Origin of the sequence: Terrabacter sp. RAF57, assembly GCF_052113925.1 — a bacterium.
Taxonomy (GTDB): Bacteria; Actinomycetota; Actinomycetes; order Actinomycetales; family Dermatophilaceae; genus Terrabacter.
Window position 1 is genome coordinate 110,913 of the sequence record NZ_JBFRDT010000006.1, and the last position, 15,350, is coordinate 126,262.

Genomic DNA, 15,350 nt, shown 5'->3' on the forward strand with positions numbered 1-15,350 from the left:
GCCATGCAGCCGTGGCACGCGCAGGACCGGCACGTCGTCCGACTCGACTGGGGACCCGGCGCCGCCGAGGCCCAGACGGCGTATGCCGTCGCCGCGGGCTCGCCCGTGTGCGCGGTCGTCGTCGACGTCCTCAGCTTCACGACGTGCGTGTCCGTCGCCGTCGACGCGGGCGTCCGGGTGCACCCCTACCGCTGGAAGGACGGGTCGGCCCGGGCCTTCGCCGACGGGATCGGCGCGACGCTCGCCCGAGGTCGGTCCGAGGCCCGCGTCGACGGCGGGGTCAGCCTGTCCCCGGCCTCGATCCGTGCGGCCGGACCGCTGGGCGACCTCGTCCTGCCCTCGCCCAACGGCTCGACGACCACCGCCGTGCTGGCCGGCGCCGGGGCCGACGTCGTGGCGGCCTCGCTGCGCAACCGCGCTGCGGTGGCTGGCTGGATCGTCGACTGGCTCGACGCGTCCCGGCGCTCGCACGGTCCGGCGTCGCAGCCGGCGGTCCTCGTCGTCCCGGCCGGTGAGCGCTGGCCCGACGGGTCCCTGCGCCCGGCCGTCGAGGACCTGTGGGGTGCGGGAGCGGTCGTCGCCGCCCTGGCCGGCCTCCTCGAGCACCGAGGCGGACCCCTCCTGCTCAGCCCCGAGGCCGAGGCCGCCGGCGCGGCGTGGCTCGCCGTGGAGCACCGGGTCGACGAGGCCCTGCACGCGTGCGCGAGCGGGCTCGAGCTCGTCGAGCAGGGCTGGCCCGACGACGTGGCGGTCGCGGCCGAGCTCGATGCGTCGTCGCTCGTGCCGGTGCTGACGGACGGCGCCTACACCGCGCACCGCGCCTGAGCCGACCAACGCGGCGGCACGGCACTCGGCAAGCGGACCGCCGGCCCTACTGGCCGAGCGCCGTCCAGAAGGCCGAGGCGGCCCGGGAGGGGCGGCCGGTGCGGCGCTCCGACCAGTCGGCCGAGGTCATGAGCGCGGTGACGGCGTTGACGCCGAGCCAGCGCAGCGGCTCGGGCTCCCAGTCGCGCGATGTGCGCCCCGCCCAGGGCAGCGTCGCCAGGCCCTCGGGGTCGTCGCCGCGGATCATCGCGGCCAGCGTGCGGCCCGCGAGCGCCGAGGTGGCCACGCCGTCCCCGACGTAGCCGCCCGCGAAGGCAAGCCCGGTGTGGCGGTCGTGACGGACCGATGGGAACCAGTCGCGCGGCACGCCGAGGTTGCCGCCCCAGGCATGCGTGAAGGTGACGCCGTCGAGGACGGGGAAGAGCTCGAGGAGGATCCGGCGCAGGGCTGCGTGGACGCGCTCGTCGCGGTCGTAGAGCGGGGAGACCTTGGACGCGTAGTGGTAGGGAGCGCCCCTGCCGCCGAAGGCGATCCGTCCGTCCCGGGTGCGCTGGCCGTAGATCGTCAGGTGCCGGTTGTCGGCGAAGGTCGTGCGCTTGTCGAGGCCGATCTGCGCCCAGGTGTCGTCGGGTAGCGGCTCCGTCGCGGTCATGAGCGAGTAGATCGGTGCGATGGCGCGGCGGCGGCCCGCGACGGTCGGCGTGTAGCCCTCGGTCGCGAGCACGACGTGCTCGGCACGCACCGTGCCGTGCGGCGTGACGACCCGTCGGCTGCGCACGTCGACGGCCGTCGTGCGCTCGTGGACGACGACGCCGCGGCGCTCGACGGCGTCGGCGAGCCCGCGGACGAGCAGCGCCGGGTGGATGGCGGCACAGTGTGGGGTGAACGAGCCGCCGAGCGCGTCGCTGACGCCGGCGACCGCGGTGACCTCGTGCGCGTCGAGGAGACGGTGGTCGTCCTCGCCGAAGCCCCACTCGCGATGGTCGGCGACCTCCTCGCGGACCCGTTCGAGCTGGGCCGGGTTGCGCGCGACGGAGAGGTAGCCACCCTGCTCGAAGTGGCAGTCGATGCCCTCCGCGTCGGCGATCCTGCCGACGTCGGCGACCGTGTCGTGGAGCAGGTGCTGCATCCGCACCGCCGCGTCGCGCCCGCGCTCGGCGGCCATCCTCTTGAGCGACGCGGGGAAGAGGGCCGAGCACCAGCCACCGTTGCGGCCCGAGGCGCCGAAGCCGGCCACCTCCTTCTCGATGACGGCGACCCGGATCGTCGGGTCGGCAGCGACGAGGTGGTAGGCCGTCCACAGGCCCGTGTAGCCGGCCCCGACGACGGCGACGTCCACGTCGATGTCGGTGTCGAGCGAGGGGCGCGGCTCGATGTCGTCGATCGTGTCGTGCCAGAGGCTGAGGCCGCGGTAACCGCTCGGGGGCATGGGCGGGATCATGCCACCTCCCGGGCCCTCCGCAAGCCCTGGGAACCTGTGCCTTTTCGCTTGAATCCCCTTCCAACGCCTACGGAATCCGCGGTCCGGCGAGGTTTGGGCCATCACTTCCGCCGCGTCGCTCGGCGGGGCATGATGCGGGCATGAGCACCGTGGACCGCGCCCGTCTCGCCGAGCTGCACGCCCGAGAGCGGACAGCGTTCTCCGGGGCGCGGCCACGCTCCCGGACCCTGGCCGAGCAGGCGGCCGCGCACATGCCCGGCGGTGTCCCGATGAGCTGGATGGTCAAGTGGCCGGGCGACTTCCCGGTCTTCGTCGAGCACGCCGAGGGGGCGCACTTCACGTGCGTCGACGGCATCGACCACGTCGACCTCTGCCTCGGTGACACGGGGGCGATGATGGGGCACTCCCCCGCGCCGACGGTCGAGGCAGTGACCCGTCAGCTCTCCCGCGGGATCACGACGATGCTGCCCACCGAGGACGCCATCGCGGTCTCGGCCGGTCTCGCCGAGCGATTCGGTCTGCCCTACTGGCAGTTCACCCTCACCGCCACGGACGCCAACCGCCACGCGATCCGCTACGCCCGCCACCTCACCCGTCGCAGCAAGGTCGTCGTCCACAACTGGTGCTACCACGGCTCCGTCGACGAGGCCTTCGCGACGGTGGGCCCGGACGGCTCGACGGTCGACCGGCGCAGCAACATCGGCGCCCCGGTCGACACGTCGGAGACGACGCGGGTCGTCGAGTTCAACGACCTCGAGGCGCTCGAGCGCGCCCTGGCCCACGGCGACGTCGCGGCGATCCTCGTCGAGCCGGCCCTGACCAACATCGGCATCGTGCTGCCCGACCCCGGCTACAACGAGGGCGTGCGCGAGCTCGCCACCCGCTACGGCGCACTGCTCGTCAACGACGAGACGCACACGATCTGCGCGGGCCCCGGCGGCTACACCGGCGCCCACGGTCTCGATCCCGACCTGCTCGTCATCGGCAAGTCCATCGGTGGCGGCATCCCCTGCGGCACCTTCGGTTTCACCCGGGACATCGCCGACCGCATCGCTCGATCCATCGAGCTCGAGGACATCGACGTGGGCGGCATCGGCGGCACGCTCGCCGGCAACGGGCTGTCGATGGCAGCCATGAAGGCCACGCTCGAGCAGGTCATGACCGCCGAGGCGTTCGAGCACATGGTGCCGCTCGCCGACGCATGGGCCGACGGGGTGCAGGCCGGCATCGACGCGGTCGGCGCCGACTGGCACGTCACGCGGCTCGGCGCGCGGGCGGAGTACAACTTCTCAGGCCGACCCTCGCACGACGGCCAGGAGGCGCACGACGCCGACGACTTCGAGCTGCAGCAGTACCTCCACCTCTACGCCCTCAACCGCGGGATCCTCCTGACGCCCTTCCACAACATGGCGCTGATGAGCCCGGCCACGACCACCGCCGACGTCGAGGCGCACACGACGATGTTCGGCGAGTGCCTCCGCGAGCTCTTCGCCTGAGCCGTCACGGCCCGGGCGTCACGCCACCCGGGCCGGGCGACCGAACCGCGTGGCCACTCCGGGTGACCACAACGCGCGCAGCCGCGGCCCGGCCGGGGTGACACCGCTCGCCCCGAGAAGGTCGTCGGCGAGCTCGACGACGTCGGCGGCATACAACGGCCACGGCCCGTGCTCGTTGGGCACCCAGAGCGTGCGCCGGGCGACGCGGGTGTGGGCGCCCCAGCGGGCCGTGAGCCAGGTCTCGAGCGGCGTCGGCTCGACCGGCTCACCGACGCGGACCGTGAGGTGGCTGCGCAGTCCGCGGGCCGGGGCTCGGCGCCGGCTCGTGTAGGTGAAGACGTCACCGTCGCGGCGCAGCCGCATCCGGGCCCACGTGTAGGGGATCCCGAGGCCGGCGCGAGCGCCGAGGACGACGAGGGCGCGCTCGGTCTCGAGCGAGCGGAAGAGCACCCCGTGCCGCCCGGCGTCGTCGACGGAGTAGAGCCGGATGTTCGTCTCGAGGAAGCTGCCGAGCCAGGGCAGCCGAGGTGAGGGCGCCCGACCGAGCCGCATGCCGTCCATGACGAAGGGGACGAGCGCGACGTACGTGCGCCCGTCGGCGAAGACGTCCGGGCGCGTGCCCGCAGGAAAGAGGTGGCGCACGGAGCCCGGGTCGACGGGCCAGTGGACGAACGTCAGGTCACGCCAGACCTGGTCGAAGACGACGGGCGGGCGCAGCGGCGGGGGCGCCACGGGATAGCCGTCCAGCGACGGGACGGCATCCACGGGCAGGTCCACGACCCCATCGTCACACGCGTGGCGGCCACCGACCCTCGACACGCGTCAGGAGCCCGGAGGGGCGTCGTAGCGGGACCGCTCCTCCTCGGACGGGGCGTGCCACCACGGCAGGTAGGCGTCGAGCTGCGCGCGCGTGATCGGCACGGAGCCGGGGGACCCGTCGCGGTTGCGACGCTCGATCCGCGCCCAGAGCTCCTCGACGGGCAGGTCGAGCACGTGCAGCTCGACCCCGACGCCGAGGGCCCGGGCCGCGACGCGCTTCTCCTCACGCTCCGCCTCGGCCCAGAGCCCGTACTCGAGCACGACGCTCACGCCGAGGCGCAGGAGCCGTTGGGTGTCGTCCCAGAGCCGGTGCTCGAGCAGGTCTCGGAAGGTGCCGTCGAGCGGGTCGATGCGCAGGTCTCGCAGCCACTCGTCGGGGCTCATCCGCACGGCGGGACGCTCGGTCTCGAGACGCCTCGCCAGCGTCGTCTTGCCCGCGCCGGGCAGCCCGACGACGAGGACGAGCCGCGGTCCCTCACCAGTCATGCCGTCAGGCTGACACACTCGCAGCGACGACGTGCACGAGCGACGGAGGACCGACGATGACCGTGGAGACACCGGCAGGCAGCACCCGCCGCCGCACGACGAAGCTCGGGATCGTCGGGGCCGGCGCCGTCGGCGCCACGCTGGCGTATGCCGCGTTGATGCGTGGTGTCGCCCAGAACGTCGCGCTCTTCGACGTCAACAGCGCCAAGGTGCGCGCCGAGGCGCTCGACCTCAGCCACGGCATCCAGTTCGTCCCGATGGCTCACGTCGACGGCTCCGACGACGTCGAGGTGCTGGCCGACTCCGACGTCATCGTCTTCACGGCGGGGGCCAAGCAGAAGCCCGGGCAGTCCCGGCTCGACCTCGCCGAGTCGACGGTCGGCATCATGCGGGCGATCCTGCCGCGGCTCGTCGAGGTCGCTCCCGACGCCGTGCACGTCATGGTGACCAACCCCGTCGACGTCGTGACGTATGCCGCGCTCCAGGTGTCCGGGCTGCCGGCCGAGCGGCTCTTCGGATCGGGCACGGTCCTCGACTCGTCGCGGCTGCGCTTCCTCCTCGCCGGGCACACGGGCGTCGCAGCCCAGAGCGTCCACGCGTACGTCATCGGCGAGCACGGAGACTCCGAGCTGCCGCTGTGGTCGTCCGCGACCATCGGCTCCGTGCCGCTCCTGCAGTGGCGCACGTCGGACGGACGCATCGCGCTCGACGAGGAGGCCCGCGACCGCATCGCGACCGACGTCGTGCAGTCGGCCTACCGCGTCATCGAGGGCAAGGGCGCGACGAACTACGCGATCGGCCTCGCCGCCACGCGCATCATCGAGGCGGTCCTCTACGACGAGCGCCGCATCCTGCCCGTCTCGTCGCTGCTCGACAGCTACTACGGCATCAGCGACGTCTGCCTGTCGGTGCCGGCGATCGTCCACGCCGGCGGCGTCGGCGACCGGGTCGAGGTGCCGATGACCTCCGCCGAGCTGTCGGGCCTGCGGGCGTCCGCGGATGCCGTGCGTGCGACGGCCCGGCGCTTCGGTTTCTGACGACGTGGTGGACGTGCGAGGGGTGCCGCGTCCGGGTGCCGTGACGGCGCTCGGCGGCGGGATCGTCCTTGCCCTCGTTCTCGGCGTGGCCGGCTGCGCGGGCGGCGGAGGGGCTCCCGCGGACGCCCCGACCAGACTGGCCCGCACCTTCGACCTCCAGGCGCACCGCGGCGGCGCGGACCTGACGTCGGAGAACACGCTGGAGGCCTTCTCGCGCGCGCTCGACATCGGCGTCACGACCCTCGAGCTCGACGCGCAGGTCACCCGTGACGGTGCCGTCGTCGTCGCCCACGACAACCGGGTCAACCCCGACACGTGTCGCGACACGTCGCCCGCGGGCCCGTCCGACGACCTCTTTCCCTACTCCGGCAAGCCCTTCCGGCTCCTGACGCTCGCGCTGGTGCGCACGCTCGACTGCGGCTACCAACCGACCCCCGACCACCCGGACCAGCGCGCCGTGTCCGGCGCGACGGTGCCCGAGCTCCGCGAGGTCGTCGACCTGCTGCGCGAGCGCGGTGCCGACGACGTCGGGCTCAACGTCGAGATCAAGGTGCAGGCGGACGACCTCGGGCTCACCGTGCCGCGCGCCGAGTACGCGGCGAAGGTGTGGGCGGTGCTCGACGAGGGCGGCGTCGCGGGCCGGGCGACGATCCAGTCGTTCGACTGGGCGAGCCTGACCGCGGTCCACCGCATCGCGCCCCGCGCCCGGCTCGTCGCCCTCGTCTCCCCCGAGCGGCTCGAGCGGGGCGAGGAGGGCGCGTCCCCGTGGCTGGGCGGCATCGACATCGACGACGTGGGCGGCGACGTCGTGGGCGCCGCCTCCCGCCTCGCCGGTGTCGTCGCCCTGTCGCCGCGGGAGGACCTCCCCGTCGATGCCGCGCTCGTCCGCTCGGCGCACGCCGCGGGGCTCGCCGTCGTGCCGTGGACCGTCGACGACGAGGACGACATGGGTCGTCTCGTCGACCTCGGCGTCGACGGTCTCATCACCAACCGCCCCGACCTGCTCCGCACCGTGCTGACGCAGCGCGGCCTCGCGACACCCCCGTCCCATCCCGCAGCCGGGTGAGGCCCGCCGGGACGCCCCGGAGCATGATGGGGCTGTGAGCACGTCCGCCGCCTTCGACGCCGACCCGGCACCCGGCACGGCACCCGACCCGTCGGGCACCCCGCCGGCGCGGGCGACGTACCACCACGGTGACCTGCGCCGGGCCCTGCTCGAGGCGGGCACCGACCTCGCCCGCGAGGGCGGGCCCGACAAGGTCGTCCTGCGCGAGGCGACGCGCCGCGTCGGGGTCTCAGCCAATGCGGCATACCGCCACTTCGCCGACCGTGACGCGCTGCTGGGCGAGGTCGTCTCCCGCGCCCAGGCGCGTGCCGCTGACGTCATCGGCGCCACGATGGACGCCGTGCCCGACGACCTCGAGACGGGCCAGCGGGCGCGTGCCCGCTTCCGGGCCGTCGGCGTCGGCTACCTGCGCTTCGCCATGGACGAGCCGGGCCTGTTCCGCGCGGCCTTCGCCGTGCCGGTCGACCTCAGCCGGGCCGCCTCCCCGGACGCGGCCGGCACGGGCGGGCGCACCCCCTTCCAGCTGCTCGCCGACTCCCTCGACGCCATGGTCGACGCCGGCGTCATGTCCGACGACGAGCGTCCCGGTGCCGAGCTGCTCGCGTGGTCGGCCGTCCACGGCATGGCGATGCTCGCCCTCGAGGGCCCGCTGCGCGACCTGCCGCCCGGCGCCGTCGACGAGCTCGCGCCGCGCCTCGTCCGCATGGTCGACCTCGGACTCGGCCTCTCCGACGGCGCGGTCTGAGCGGCACGCACCGACACCTAGGGTGGGCGGGTGACCAGCGAGACCCGCGACAGCACCGGCTTCGAGCTCGACCGCGACACCCCGGCCTTCTACCGCCGGCTGGACCATGGTCGCTACGCCCCGACCGTGCACGTGCAGGGCGCCTGGCGCGACGACGAGCAGCACATGGCTCCCGTCAGCGGCATCCTCGCCCACGAGATCGACCTCCACGAGCCACGCGCGGGGATGCAGCTGGCGCGCATCTCCTTCGACATCCTCGGCATGATCCCGGCGCGACCGAGCCGGGTCGAGGTGCGCACGACGCGCCCCGGTCGCACCATCGAGCTCGTCGAGGCGACGATGCTCGTCGACGACCGCCCCGTCGTGCGCGCCCACGCGTGGAGGCTCGCCGCCCACGACTCCGAGCCCGTGGCCGGCGTGGAGCTCGAGCCGATCCCCCGGCCCGACGAGATGCGCCCCTGGGAGGGGGCCGACACCTGGGAGGGCGGCTACATCGAGGGGCTCGAGTTCCGGGTCGACGCCGAGCGTCGCCCGGGCCGGACCCGGGCCTGGATCCGCGCGCTCAACCCCCTCGTCGACGGCGAGACCTGCTCTCCCACAGCCGATCTCGTGCGCCTCGCCGACACCGCCAACGGCATCGCCGTGCGCGTCTCGCCGCGGGAGTGGATGTTCCCCAACGTCGACCTCAGCGTGCACCTCTTCCGCGAGCCGGTTCGCGGGTGGGTCGGTTTCGACACCCGGGTGACGATGGGCCCGACAGGTCTCGGGCTGACCTCGACGACGTTGCACGACGAGCGCGGCCCCGTCGGTCGCGCCGAGCAGATCCTCACGGTCCGCCGCCTCCCGGGAGCCTGACCCCCTCCCCTCCCGACCGGTCGCCGGACCGCGACAACCTTTCGGCGCGCCGACGCGTCTGGGGGGGGTGTCGGCACGCCGCGCCAAAGCCCGGTTGGCCTGCCACAATGAAGGGCGCGATCGCGCCGACTCACACCCGCCGTCGCGCGGTCAGGACACCAGGGGACACCATGAGGACCATCCGCATGGACAGGAATCGCACCGTGGGCAGCGTCGCTGCCACGCTCGCGGTCTTCGCACTCGCCGTGACGGCTCCGGCCGCCCGCGCCGACGACCTGACCGGCACGCCGACACCGCCCGGCGCCTCGACGTCCACGGGCTCGACGGGATTGACCGGGGGAAGCACCGTCGCCGACGCCACGACGACCACGACCTCCAGCAGCACGACGACGACCACGACGACGCCGTCCACCACGACGTCGACCACGACGACGTCGAGCCCCACGACGACGACCCCGCCGCCGCCCGCACCGAGCCCCGTCGTCATCGCTGCCGGCAGCTCCGGCTGGAAGGTCAAGGACCTCCAGGTGCGCCTGCGCCTCGTCAAGGCGTCGTACTGGACGTATGCCGTCTCCGGCTACTACGGCTGGACGCTCGGCCAGAAGGTCCTCGCCTTCCAGATCGACCAGTCACTCCCTCGCACCGGCGTCGTCGACCAGCGCACCTGGAGCCGACTCGTCGCCCTCACCGCGACCACGACCCGTCTCAAGGAGGGCTCGTCCGGCTACGCCGTCAAGGACCTCCAGTCGCGCCTGCGTGCCGTCAAGGCGTCCTACTGGTCCTACGCCGTGTCCGGCTACTACGGCTGGACCCTCGGCCAGAGGGTGCTCACCTTCCAGCGCGACCAGAACCTCCCCCAGTCCGGGGTGCTCGACCAGCGCACGTGGAGCCGGCTCGTCTCGATGTCGACGTCCCCGGTCGTGCTCGGCCGCACGACGGCCGCCGCCAACGTCCGCGAGCTCCAGCGACGCCTCGGCGCCAAGGGCCTGTGGCCGTATGCGTTCTCCGGCACCTACGGCTGGACGCTCGGCCAGAAGGTGCTCGCCTTCCAGCGCGCCTACGACGTGCCGCAGTCGGGTGTCGTCGACAGCCGCACGTGGGCGCGCCTGCGGGCCCTGACCTACACGCCCGGCAGCTTCGACCAGCACCGCTACTACGCGGGCCTGCGCCCGCTCGTGCCGACGCTCTCCTCGCTCGACAAGCGCTGCCGCACGGGCCGGGTCATGTGCGTCGACAAGTCGACCCGCACCCTGACGTGGGTCGTGAACGGCAAGCCGCTCACGGCCATGTGGGCCCGCTTCGGTCGTCCCGGCAAGGAGACGCGCGAGGGCACCTTCAGCGTCTCCCGGAAGTACGAGTACGTCATCTCCAACCTCTACTTCACGCCGATGCCCTACTCGATGTTCTTCTCCGGCGGCCAGGCCGTGCACTACTCGTCGAACTTCGCGCGGCTCGGCTACGCCAGCGCGAGCCACGGCTGCGTCAACATCGCCGACCACGCGCAGGTCAAGGCGCTCTTCTTCGCGGTGCGCATCGGTGACAAGGTCGTCGTCTACCCCTGAGCGGGCGGCCTTGCCGACAGAGCAAACCCGATCAAGTACGCGTGGGGCCGGGTCGCGCAGGATCGTGACGTGACCGGCTCACGTGACACCTTCAGCGCCTGGCTGGACGTGCTCGTCGACACCCTCGACGAGCCCGACCTGACCGGCGAGCAGATCGCGGGCCGGCTGCACCTGTCACGGTTCCACCTCGACCGCATCGTCAGTGCGGGCGCAGGCGAGGCGCCGAGCTCCCTGCGCCGCAGGGTGCTGCTCGAGCGTTCCGCCTACCGCCTCGCGGCGAGCCGCCTCTCCGTCCTCGACGTCGCCGTCGAGGCGGGCTACGGCTCGCACGAGGCGTTCACCCGGGCGTTCCGTCGCGCCTACGGCACGACGCCGAGCGCGTGGCGCGGACGTCCGGGGACGATCCGTCTCGAGGCGGCCAACGACATCCACTTCCACCCGCCCGGCGGCATACGCCTCCCGGCCCAGCGAAAGGTCACTGCCATGGACCTCGTGCAGAGGATGGTCGAGCACCACATCTGGCTGACCGGCCAGCTCATCGAGTGCGCCGGCCAGCTCACCGACGAACAGCTCGACGAGCCGATCGTCATCAACGTCGACGACGATCCCGACCCGTCGACCCTGCGTCGCATCATCAGCCGGCTCGTCGGCCAGATGGCGATGTGGAACGCGACGATGGCGAGCCGCGACTACGACTTCTCCGTCGAGGAGCACGAGTCGCTGACGTCGGCGCGCCGCCGTCTCGCCGACGCCGCACCCGTCTTCCTCGGCCACGTGCGCGACGCGATCGACGAAGGTCGGCTCGACGACGTCTTCGTCGACGCGTCGTGCGACCCGCCCTACGTCTGCTCCTACGGCGCGATGGTCGCGCACGTCCTGACGTTCGCGGCGCACCCTCGCGGTGCGCGCGCTCGACAAGCACGGGGTCAGCCGGCTCGGGTGGGGCGACCCCATCGAGTGGCTCGACGCCGCCCACCACGCCTGACGGCATACGCCCCTCGGGGACGGCGGGTCTCGGTCACTCGACGGTGGTCGTGACCTGCTGCCCGAGCTCGACGGTGCGGCTCACGGTGCACCACTCGTCGTGCGAGCGCTTGACGAGCTTGGGCAGCATCTCGCGCGCCGCGTCGCCGCCGTCACCCTCGGGAAAGCGCACCCGGAAGCGCACCTCGATGTCCTGGAGGTGGTTGCCGTGCTCGTCCTTGACCTTGTCGGCCGTCACCTCGATCTCGAACTGCTCGGGCTCGGCGCGTCGCGTCGTCACGGTGTCGACGTCGACCGCGGTGCAGCCGGCGATGCCGGCGAGGAGCAGCTCGACCGGCGAGAGCTCCTCGGTGCCGGAGCTCAACGTGATCGAGCCGCCGCGGTCGTTGCGGGCCGTGTAGCGGCCGACGCTGTCGCGGGTCAGGGTGACGCGGCGCAGGTCCTTCGGGTCTCTCGCGGTCGTGCTCTCGGTCATGGTGCAAGCCTCTCAGAGGTCGGGGGTGGGCGGCTCGTCGCGTCCGGCGCTCAGAGCCAGGCGTCGGCGAGCAGCTCGTAGGAGCGCAGCCGTGCCTCGTGGTCGTGGGCGCCGCACGTGACGATGACCTCGTCGACGCCCGTGGCCTCGACGAAGCCGGCGAGACCGTCGCGCACCTCGTCGGGCGTGCCGACGAGCGAGACCCGGGTCATCTCGCTCACGGCCTGGCGCTCGGCCGGAGACCACTGCGCCATGAGGCTCGCGATGTCCCCCTCCGGCTCGGGCAGGCCGGCCCGTCGGCCGGTGACGATGCCGTGGAAGCGCTGGAGGACGCTCGTGAAGAGCCGCTCGGCCTCAGCCGTCGTGTCAGCGACCATGAGGTTGACGCCGGCCATCGAGCGGGGGGCATCGAGGCCGCCTGGCTCTGTCGACGGCGTGAAGCGGGAGCGGTAGACCTCGAGCGCGCTCATCAGCGCGGCCGGCGCGAAGTGCGAGGCGAAGGAGTAGGGCAGGCCGAGGGCTGCGGCCACCTGGGCGCCGCCGTGGCTCGACCCGAGGATCCAGATCGGCACGCGGGTGCCTTCACCGGGGATGGCGCGGACCTTGGCGTCGGGGTCCGGGTCGCCGAGGTAGCCGATGAGCTCCTCGACCTCGCCGGCGAAGTTCATCGCAGCGGCCTCGTTGCGCCGCAGCGCGCGGGTCGTGAAGGGGTCGGTGCCCGGGGCGCGGCCGAGCCCGAGGTCGATGCGGCCCGGGTGGATCGTGGCGAGCGTGCCGAACTGCTCGGCGACGACGTACGGCGCGTGGTTCGGCAGCATGATGCCGCCGGCGCCGACGCGGATCGTCTCGGTCTGGTCGGCGACGTGGCCGATGAGCACGGCTGTCGAGCTCGACGCGACCCCGCGCATGTTGTGGTGCTCGGCCATCCAGTAGCGCTGGTAGCCCCACTTCTCGGCGTGCCTCGCGATGTCGACCGTCGAGGCGATGGCCTCACCGGCCGTGCCACCGTCGAGGACGGGGACGAGATCGAGGATGTTCAGCTGGGCTCTCGGGGCAGGACTCACGTGGGTGCCAACGGGCCGGCCGGGCCGCCGTATTCCGGGACGCGCGGTCCGGGCCCGCCCCTGCGAGCGTCTGCGAGGCGGGCACCGGATGCGGGGGAGGCACTCTTTGGGTACCTATGGATCACCGACACCGACGGCAGGTCCGTGTCGTCCCGACCCCCGTGAGCGCCACCACCATGTCGACCGAGACCATCGCCCCCGCCTCCGAAGGCCGAGGTGTGCGCCTGCCGGGCGCCACGCCGCGGCTCGGCGTGCGCCTGCGCGTCGTCGCCGTCATCGCCGCCGCGTTCCTCGTGACCGAGGGGGTCGCTCAGGCGGTCACTCCCTTCATCCGCCAGGACGACTGGGCGTTCCTGCTGCCCGAGGGCTCTCCGGGAGCGGTCCCCCCGTCGTACTACAMCGTGAGCGAGGGGCGCTGGCTCAACTCCGGCTGGTGGTGGCTCGTCGGGCAGCACGGCACCGTCACGACCGCCGCGCTGACGTATGCCGCCGCCTACGCGCTGCTCGTGGCGGGCATCTGGCGGCTGCTCCACCGGGCCGGGGTGCGCCCGCGACCCGCCGTCGACGCTCTCCTCGGCGTGGCGCTCTTCGCCTCGCCGGTCTGGGTCCAGCTGCTCTACTGGCCCGGGGCGTTGACGCCCTCGGCCCTCGTGGCCGCCGGGGCGGTCTGGCTCCTGCCCCGAGCCGCTCGCTCGGGGCGGTGGCTCGCGGCCTGGCTCGTCCTGAGCGGCATCGCCTCCGTGCTCACCTATCCGCCGATCGCCCTCGCGCTGCTCGTCCTCGCCGTCGTGTCGCTACGGGACGCCCCGTGGCGCAAGGTGCTTCTCGTCGTCGCCGGCTGGGCCGCCGGGTTCGCCGCTGGTGTCGCGGTGGCCTACGCGCTCAACTGGGTCGTCAACGGGCACTTCGGCATCGAGGTCGCGGCCTGGCGTCAGGCCAACCCGTTGACCTCGCTCGACGCCCTCGGCGTCAACGCGGGTCGGTGGCTGTCGGCCGCGGGCTCGCTCTGGGCTGCGCAGTGGTGGGTCGCACTCGTCGCCGTCGTCGCCGTCGCCCTCGGCTGGAGGGACCCGGTCGTCCGCCCCCGGCTGCAGCGTCTCCTTCTCGCCCTCGCCGTCGCGTGCGGCGTCGACGCCGCGCAGACCCTCGCGACCGGCCTCGTCACCGAGGCCCGCGGCCAGCTGTGGACGTGGTTCGCAGCGGTGCTGGCCGTCGCGCTGCTCCTCGTCGACCGCGGCGCGCGCGCCGTTGCGCACGTCGGACCAGCGCCCACGACGCAGCCCGGGACACCGCCGACCGCACGCGTCGCGACGGCCCTGCTCGCGGTGCTCGCCGTGTGCGGGGTCCTGGCGTGGCGCGCCGACATCGGCAGGCACCAGGACACGCGCCGGCAGTATGCCGCGATGGCCGAGGCCGCGACGGCGCACCCGACCGGGACCGCCCCGCCGACCGTCGTCGTCTACCAGGACCCCGCGCTCAAGGACACCCGCTCGGGCCGGCTCATGGCGAGCACCCTCTTCATGGCGGTCCGTCTCGAGCAGGACGGCCGCGTGCCACGCTGGTGCATCGGCATCGAGTGCCGGGAGATCGCGGCGCGGTCCACGGCGGGGCCGGTCGTCGACCTGGGTCGGGCCGGGAGCCTGCCCGGCATCGTCGGCATCGTCGTGCCGGCCCCGCCCGGCTGGATCTGACGATCCGGGCCGACCTGAGCCCGACCCGAGGACGGCCTCGCGGCCCGCTCTCAGGGCAGCTTCAGCTGGGAGACCTGGTCGTCGTAGTCGGGGCAGAACGCCTGCACGCCGGCGGCCATCAGCTGCTTCGTGCGCAGCGCGTCCCCGGTGTTGCCGAGCGGCTTGTCGCCGTCGTCGACCGCGATCTGGGCCAGCTCGACGCCGCCGTTCTTCAGGGCCCAGCACGTCGTCGTCCCGGTCTCGATGTCGTCGTCGACGGTGGCGCCCGTCACCGACGCCCCGAGCTTCTGCGCGGCGAGGACGAACTGCGCCTCCTCCGCCGAGATGCTCGGCCGAGCGTCTGCGACCCCCGCCGGCAGGTCGCCGAGCGTCGGGTCCGACCCGCCACAGGCGGCGAGGGACAGGACGACCACGACGCCGGCCCCGGCAGCGAGCGTCCCGCGCAGTGCCGAGCGGACGGCATACGGCCGCGGAGCGTGCGCCGGTGTCTTCGAGTTCATCGTTACCCTGAACGCGTGAGCGAGCCCGATCGTCCCCGCGACGCCGCGTCCGCGCGGCTGGCCGCCGAGGCGCCGATCGCCCGGGGTGCGGTCGTCGCGTCGCTGTCGGCCGTCGTGTTCGGGTTCGTCTTCCTGCCACAGCTGCTCGGCCTGGCGCTCGCCGGGATCAGCCTCGTGCGCCGCGAGCCGGGCGGACGCCGACCCGCGCTGCTGGCCGCCGGCATCAGCCTGCTGCTCACCGTCGTGTGGGGCATCGTGCTCGCCCTGCTCCTCAAGTGGTGGGCCACCTCCCGCTGACCCGACC

16 protein-coding genes are annotated in these 15,350 nt (G+C 73.3%); 10 read left to right on the forward strand and 6 right to left on the reverse strand.

Annotation, left to right across the window (positions count from 1 at the left end):
* The first annotated feature begins 3 nt into the window (after window positions 1-3).
* Window positions 4-825, forward strand: a complete 822-nt coding sequence (locus AB4Y83_RS10280; RefSeq protein WP_442296793.1) for a 2-phosphosulfolactate phosphatase — start codon at window positions 4-6, stop codon at window positions 823-825.
* Between the two features lie 46 nt (window positions 826-871).
* On the opposite strand, the gene AB4Y83_RS10285 is transcribed toward AB4Y83_RS10280, so the two are convergent.
* Window positions 872-2,254 (reverse strand): NAD(P)/FAD-dependent oxidoreductase, encoded by a 1,383-nt coding sequence (locus AB4Y83_RS10285; protein ID WP_442276104.1) that lies wholly within the window; start codon window positions 2,252-2,254, stop codon window positions 872-874.
* Between the two features lie 152 nt (window positions 2,255-2,406).
* On the opposite strand from AB4Y83_RS10285, the gene AB4Y83_RS10290 reads away from it, so the two are divergent.
* Complete coding sequence (locus AB4Y83_RS10290) at window positions 2,407-3,762, forward strand: aspartate aminotransferase family protein (RefSeq protein ID WP_442276105.1); 1,356 nt, start codon at window positions 2,407-2,409, stop codon at window positions 3,760-3,762.
* An 18-nt stretch (window positions 3,763-3,780) separates the two neighbouring features.
* On the opposite strand, the gene AB4Y83_RS10295 is transcribed toward AB4Y83_RS10290, so the two are convergent.
* Together AB4Y83_RS10295 and AB4Y83_RS10300 are read right to left on the reverse strand one after the other, a co-directional pair.
* Window positions 3,781-4,539 carry a YqjF family protein gene (locus AB4Y83_RS10295; protein WP_442296794.1) on the reverse strand — a complete coding sequence of 253 codons (759 nt, stop codon included), beginning with the start codon at window positions 4,537-4,539 and terminating at the stop codon, window positions 3,781-3,783.
* 45 nt (window positions 4,540-4,584) lie between these two features.
* Complete coding sequence (locus tag AB4Y83_RS10300; protein WP_442276107.1) at window positions 4,585-5,067, reverse strand: AAA family ATPase; 483 nt, start codon at window positions 5,065-5,067, stop codon at window positions 4,585-4,587.
* 56 nt (window positions 5,068-5,123) lie between these two features.
* On the opposite strand from AB4Y83_RS10300, the gene AB4Y83_RS10305 reads away from it, so the two are divergent.
* From AB4Y83_RS10305 to AB4Y83_RS10330, 6 genes are all read left to right on the forward strand, one after another.
* Complete coding sequence (locus AB4Y83_RS10305; RefSeq protein WP_442296795.1) at window positions 5,124-6,104, forward strand: L-lactate dehydrogenase; 981 nt, start codon at window positions 5,124-5,126, stop codon at window positions 6,102-6,104.
* 13 nt (window positions 6,105-6,117) lie between these two features.
* On the forward strand, window positions 6,118-7,170 hold the full coding sequence (locus AB4Y83_RS10310) for a glycerophosphodiester phosphodiesterase family protein (RefSeq protein WP_442296796.1): 1,053 nt from the start codon (window positions 6,118-6,120) through the stop codon (window positions 7,168-7,170).
* Between the two features lie 34 nt (window positions 7,171-7,204).
* Window positions 7,205-7,915, forward strand: coding sequence for a TetR/AcrR family transcriptional regulator (locus AB4Y83_RS10315; RefSeq protein WP_056772195.1), 711 nt, complete (start codon window positions 7,205-7,207; stop codon window positions 7,913-7,915).
* A gap of 30 nt (window positions 7,916-7,945) precedes the next feature.
* Window positions 7,946-8,770 carry a thioesterase family protein gene (locus AB4Y83_RS10320; protein ID WP_442296797.1) on the forward strand — a complete coding sequence of 275 codons (825 nt, stop codon included), beginning with the start codon at window positions 7,946-7,948 and terminating at the stop codon, window positions 8,768-8,770.
* Between the two features lie 185 nt (window positions 8,771-8,955).
* Window positions 8,956-10,332, forward strand: coding sequence for a L,D-transpeptidase family protein (locus tag AB4Y83_RS10325; RefSeq protein ID WP_442296798.1), 1,377 nt, complete (start codon window positions 8,956-8,958; stop codon window positions 10,330-10,332).
* A 69-nt stretch (window positions 10,333-10,401) separates the two neighbouring features.
* Complete coding sequence (locus AB4Y83_RS10330) at window positions 10,402-11,370, forward strand: helix-turn-helix transcriptional regulator (RefSeq protein WP_442296799.1); 969 nt, start codon at window positions 10,402-10,404, stop codon at window positions 11,368-11,370.
* On the opposite strand, the gene AB4Y83_RS10335 is transcribed toward AB4Y83_RS10330, so the two are convergent.
* Window positions 11,351-11,791 (reverse strand): OsmC family protein, encoded by a 441-nt coding sequence (locus tag AB4Y83_RS10335; protein WP_442296800.1) that lies wholly within the window; start codon window positions 11,789-11,791, stop codon window positions 11,351-11,353. The genes AB4Y83_RS10330 and AB4Y83_RS10335 overlap by 20 nt on opposite strands.
* Window positions 11,792-11,841: 50 nt before the next feature.
* The gene (locus AB4Y83_RS10340) at window positions 11,842-12,855 is read right to left on the reverse strand and encodes an LLM class flavin-dependent oxidoreductase (RefSeq protein WP_442296801.1); all 1,014 of its coding nucleotides are present in this window, start codon (window positions 12,853-12,855) and stop codon (window positions 11,842-11,844) included.
* A gap of 176 nt (window positions 12,856-13,031) precedes the next feature.
* Here AB4Y83_RS10340 and AB4Y83_RS10345 point away from each other — a divergent pair, with 176 nt between their 5' ends.
* The gene (locus tag AB4Y83_RS10345; protein WP_442296802.1) at window positions 13,032-14,546 is read left to right on the forward strand and encodes a hypothetical protein; all 1,515 of its coding nucleotides are present in this window, start codon (window positions 13,032-13,034) and stop codon (window positions 14,544-14,546) included.
* A 50-nt stretch (window positions 14,547-14,596) separates the two neighbouring features.
* On the opposite strand, the gene AB4Y83_RS10350 is transcribed toward AB4Y83_RS10345, so the two are convergent.
* Complete coding sequence (locus AB4Y83_RS10350; protein WP_442296803.1) at window positions 14,597-15,046, reverse strand: hypothetical protein; 450 nt, start codon at window positions 15,044-15,046, stop codon at window positions 14,597-14,599.
* A gap of 15 nt (window positions 15,047-15,061) precedes the next feature.
* Between AB4Y83_RS10350 and AB4Y83_RS10355 the strand changes: the two genes are divergently transcribed.
* A complete protein-coding gene (locus AB4Y83_RS10355; protein ID WP_442296804.1) occupies window positions 15,062-15,343 on the forward strand; it encodes a hypothetical protein in 282 nt (93 codons plus the stop codon).
* The last annotated feature ends 7 nt before the right edge of the window (window positions 15,344-15,350 follow it).

Excerpts from the sequence above, each read along its gene's own strand:
- AB4Y83_RS10280 (WP_442296793.1), top strand. The coding sequence starts at position 4 with ATGCAGCCGTGGCACGCGCAGGACCGGCACGTCGTCCGACTCGACTGG.
- AB4Y83_RS10285 (WP_442276104.1), bottom strand. The coding sequence starts at position 2,254 with ATGCCCCCGAGCGGTTACCGCGGCCTCAGCCTCTGGCACGACACGATC.
- AB4Y83_RS10290 (WP_442276105.1), top strand. The coding sequence starts at position 2,407 with ATGAGCACCGTGGACCGCGCCCGTCTCGCCGAGCTGCACGCCCGAGAG.
- AB4Y83_RS10300 (WP_442276107.1), bottom strand. The coding sequence starts at position 5,067 with ATGACTGGTGAGGGACCGCGGCTCGTCCTCGTCGTCGGGCTGCCCGGC.
- AB4Y83_RS10305 (WP_442296795.1), top strand. The coding sequence starts at position 5,124 with ATGACCGTGGAGACACCGGCAGGCAGCACCCGCCGCCGCACGACGAAG.
- AB4Y83_RS10325 (WP_442296798.1), top strand. The coding sequence starts at position 8,956 with ATGGACAGGAATCGCACCGTGGGCAGCGTCGCTGCCACGCTCGCGGTC.
- AB4Y83_RS10335 (WP_442296800.1), bottom strand. The coding sequence starts at position 11,791 with ATGACCGAGAGCACGACCGCGAGAGACCCGAAGGACCTGCGCCGCGTC.
- AB4Y83_RS10350 (WP_442296803.1), bottom strand. The coding sequence starts at position 15,046 with ATGAACTCGAAGACACCGGCGCACGCTCCGCGGCCGTATGCCGTCCGC.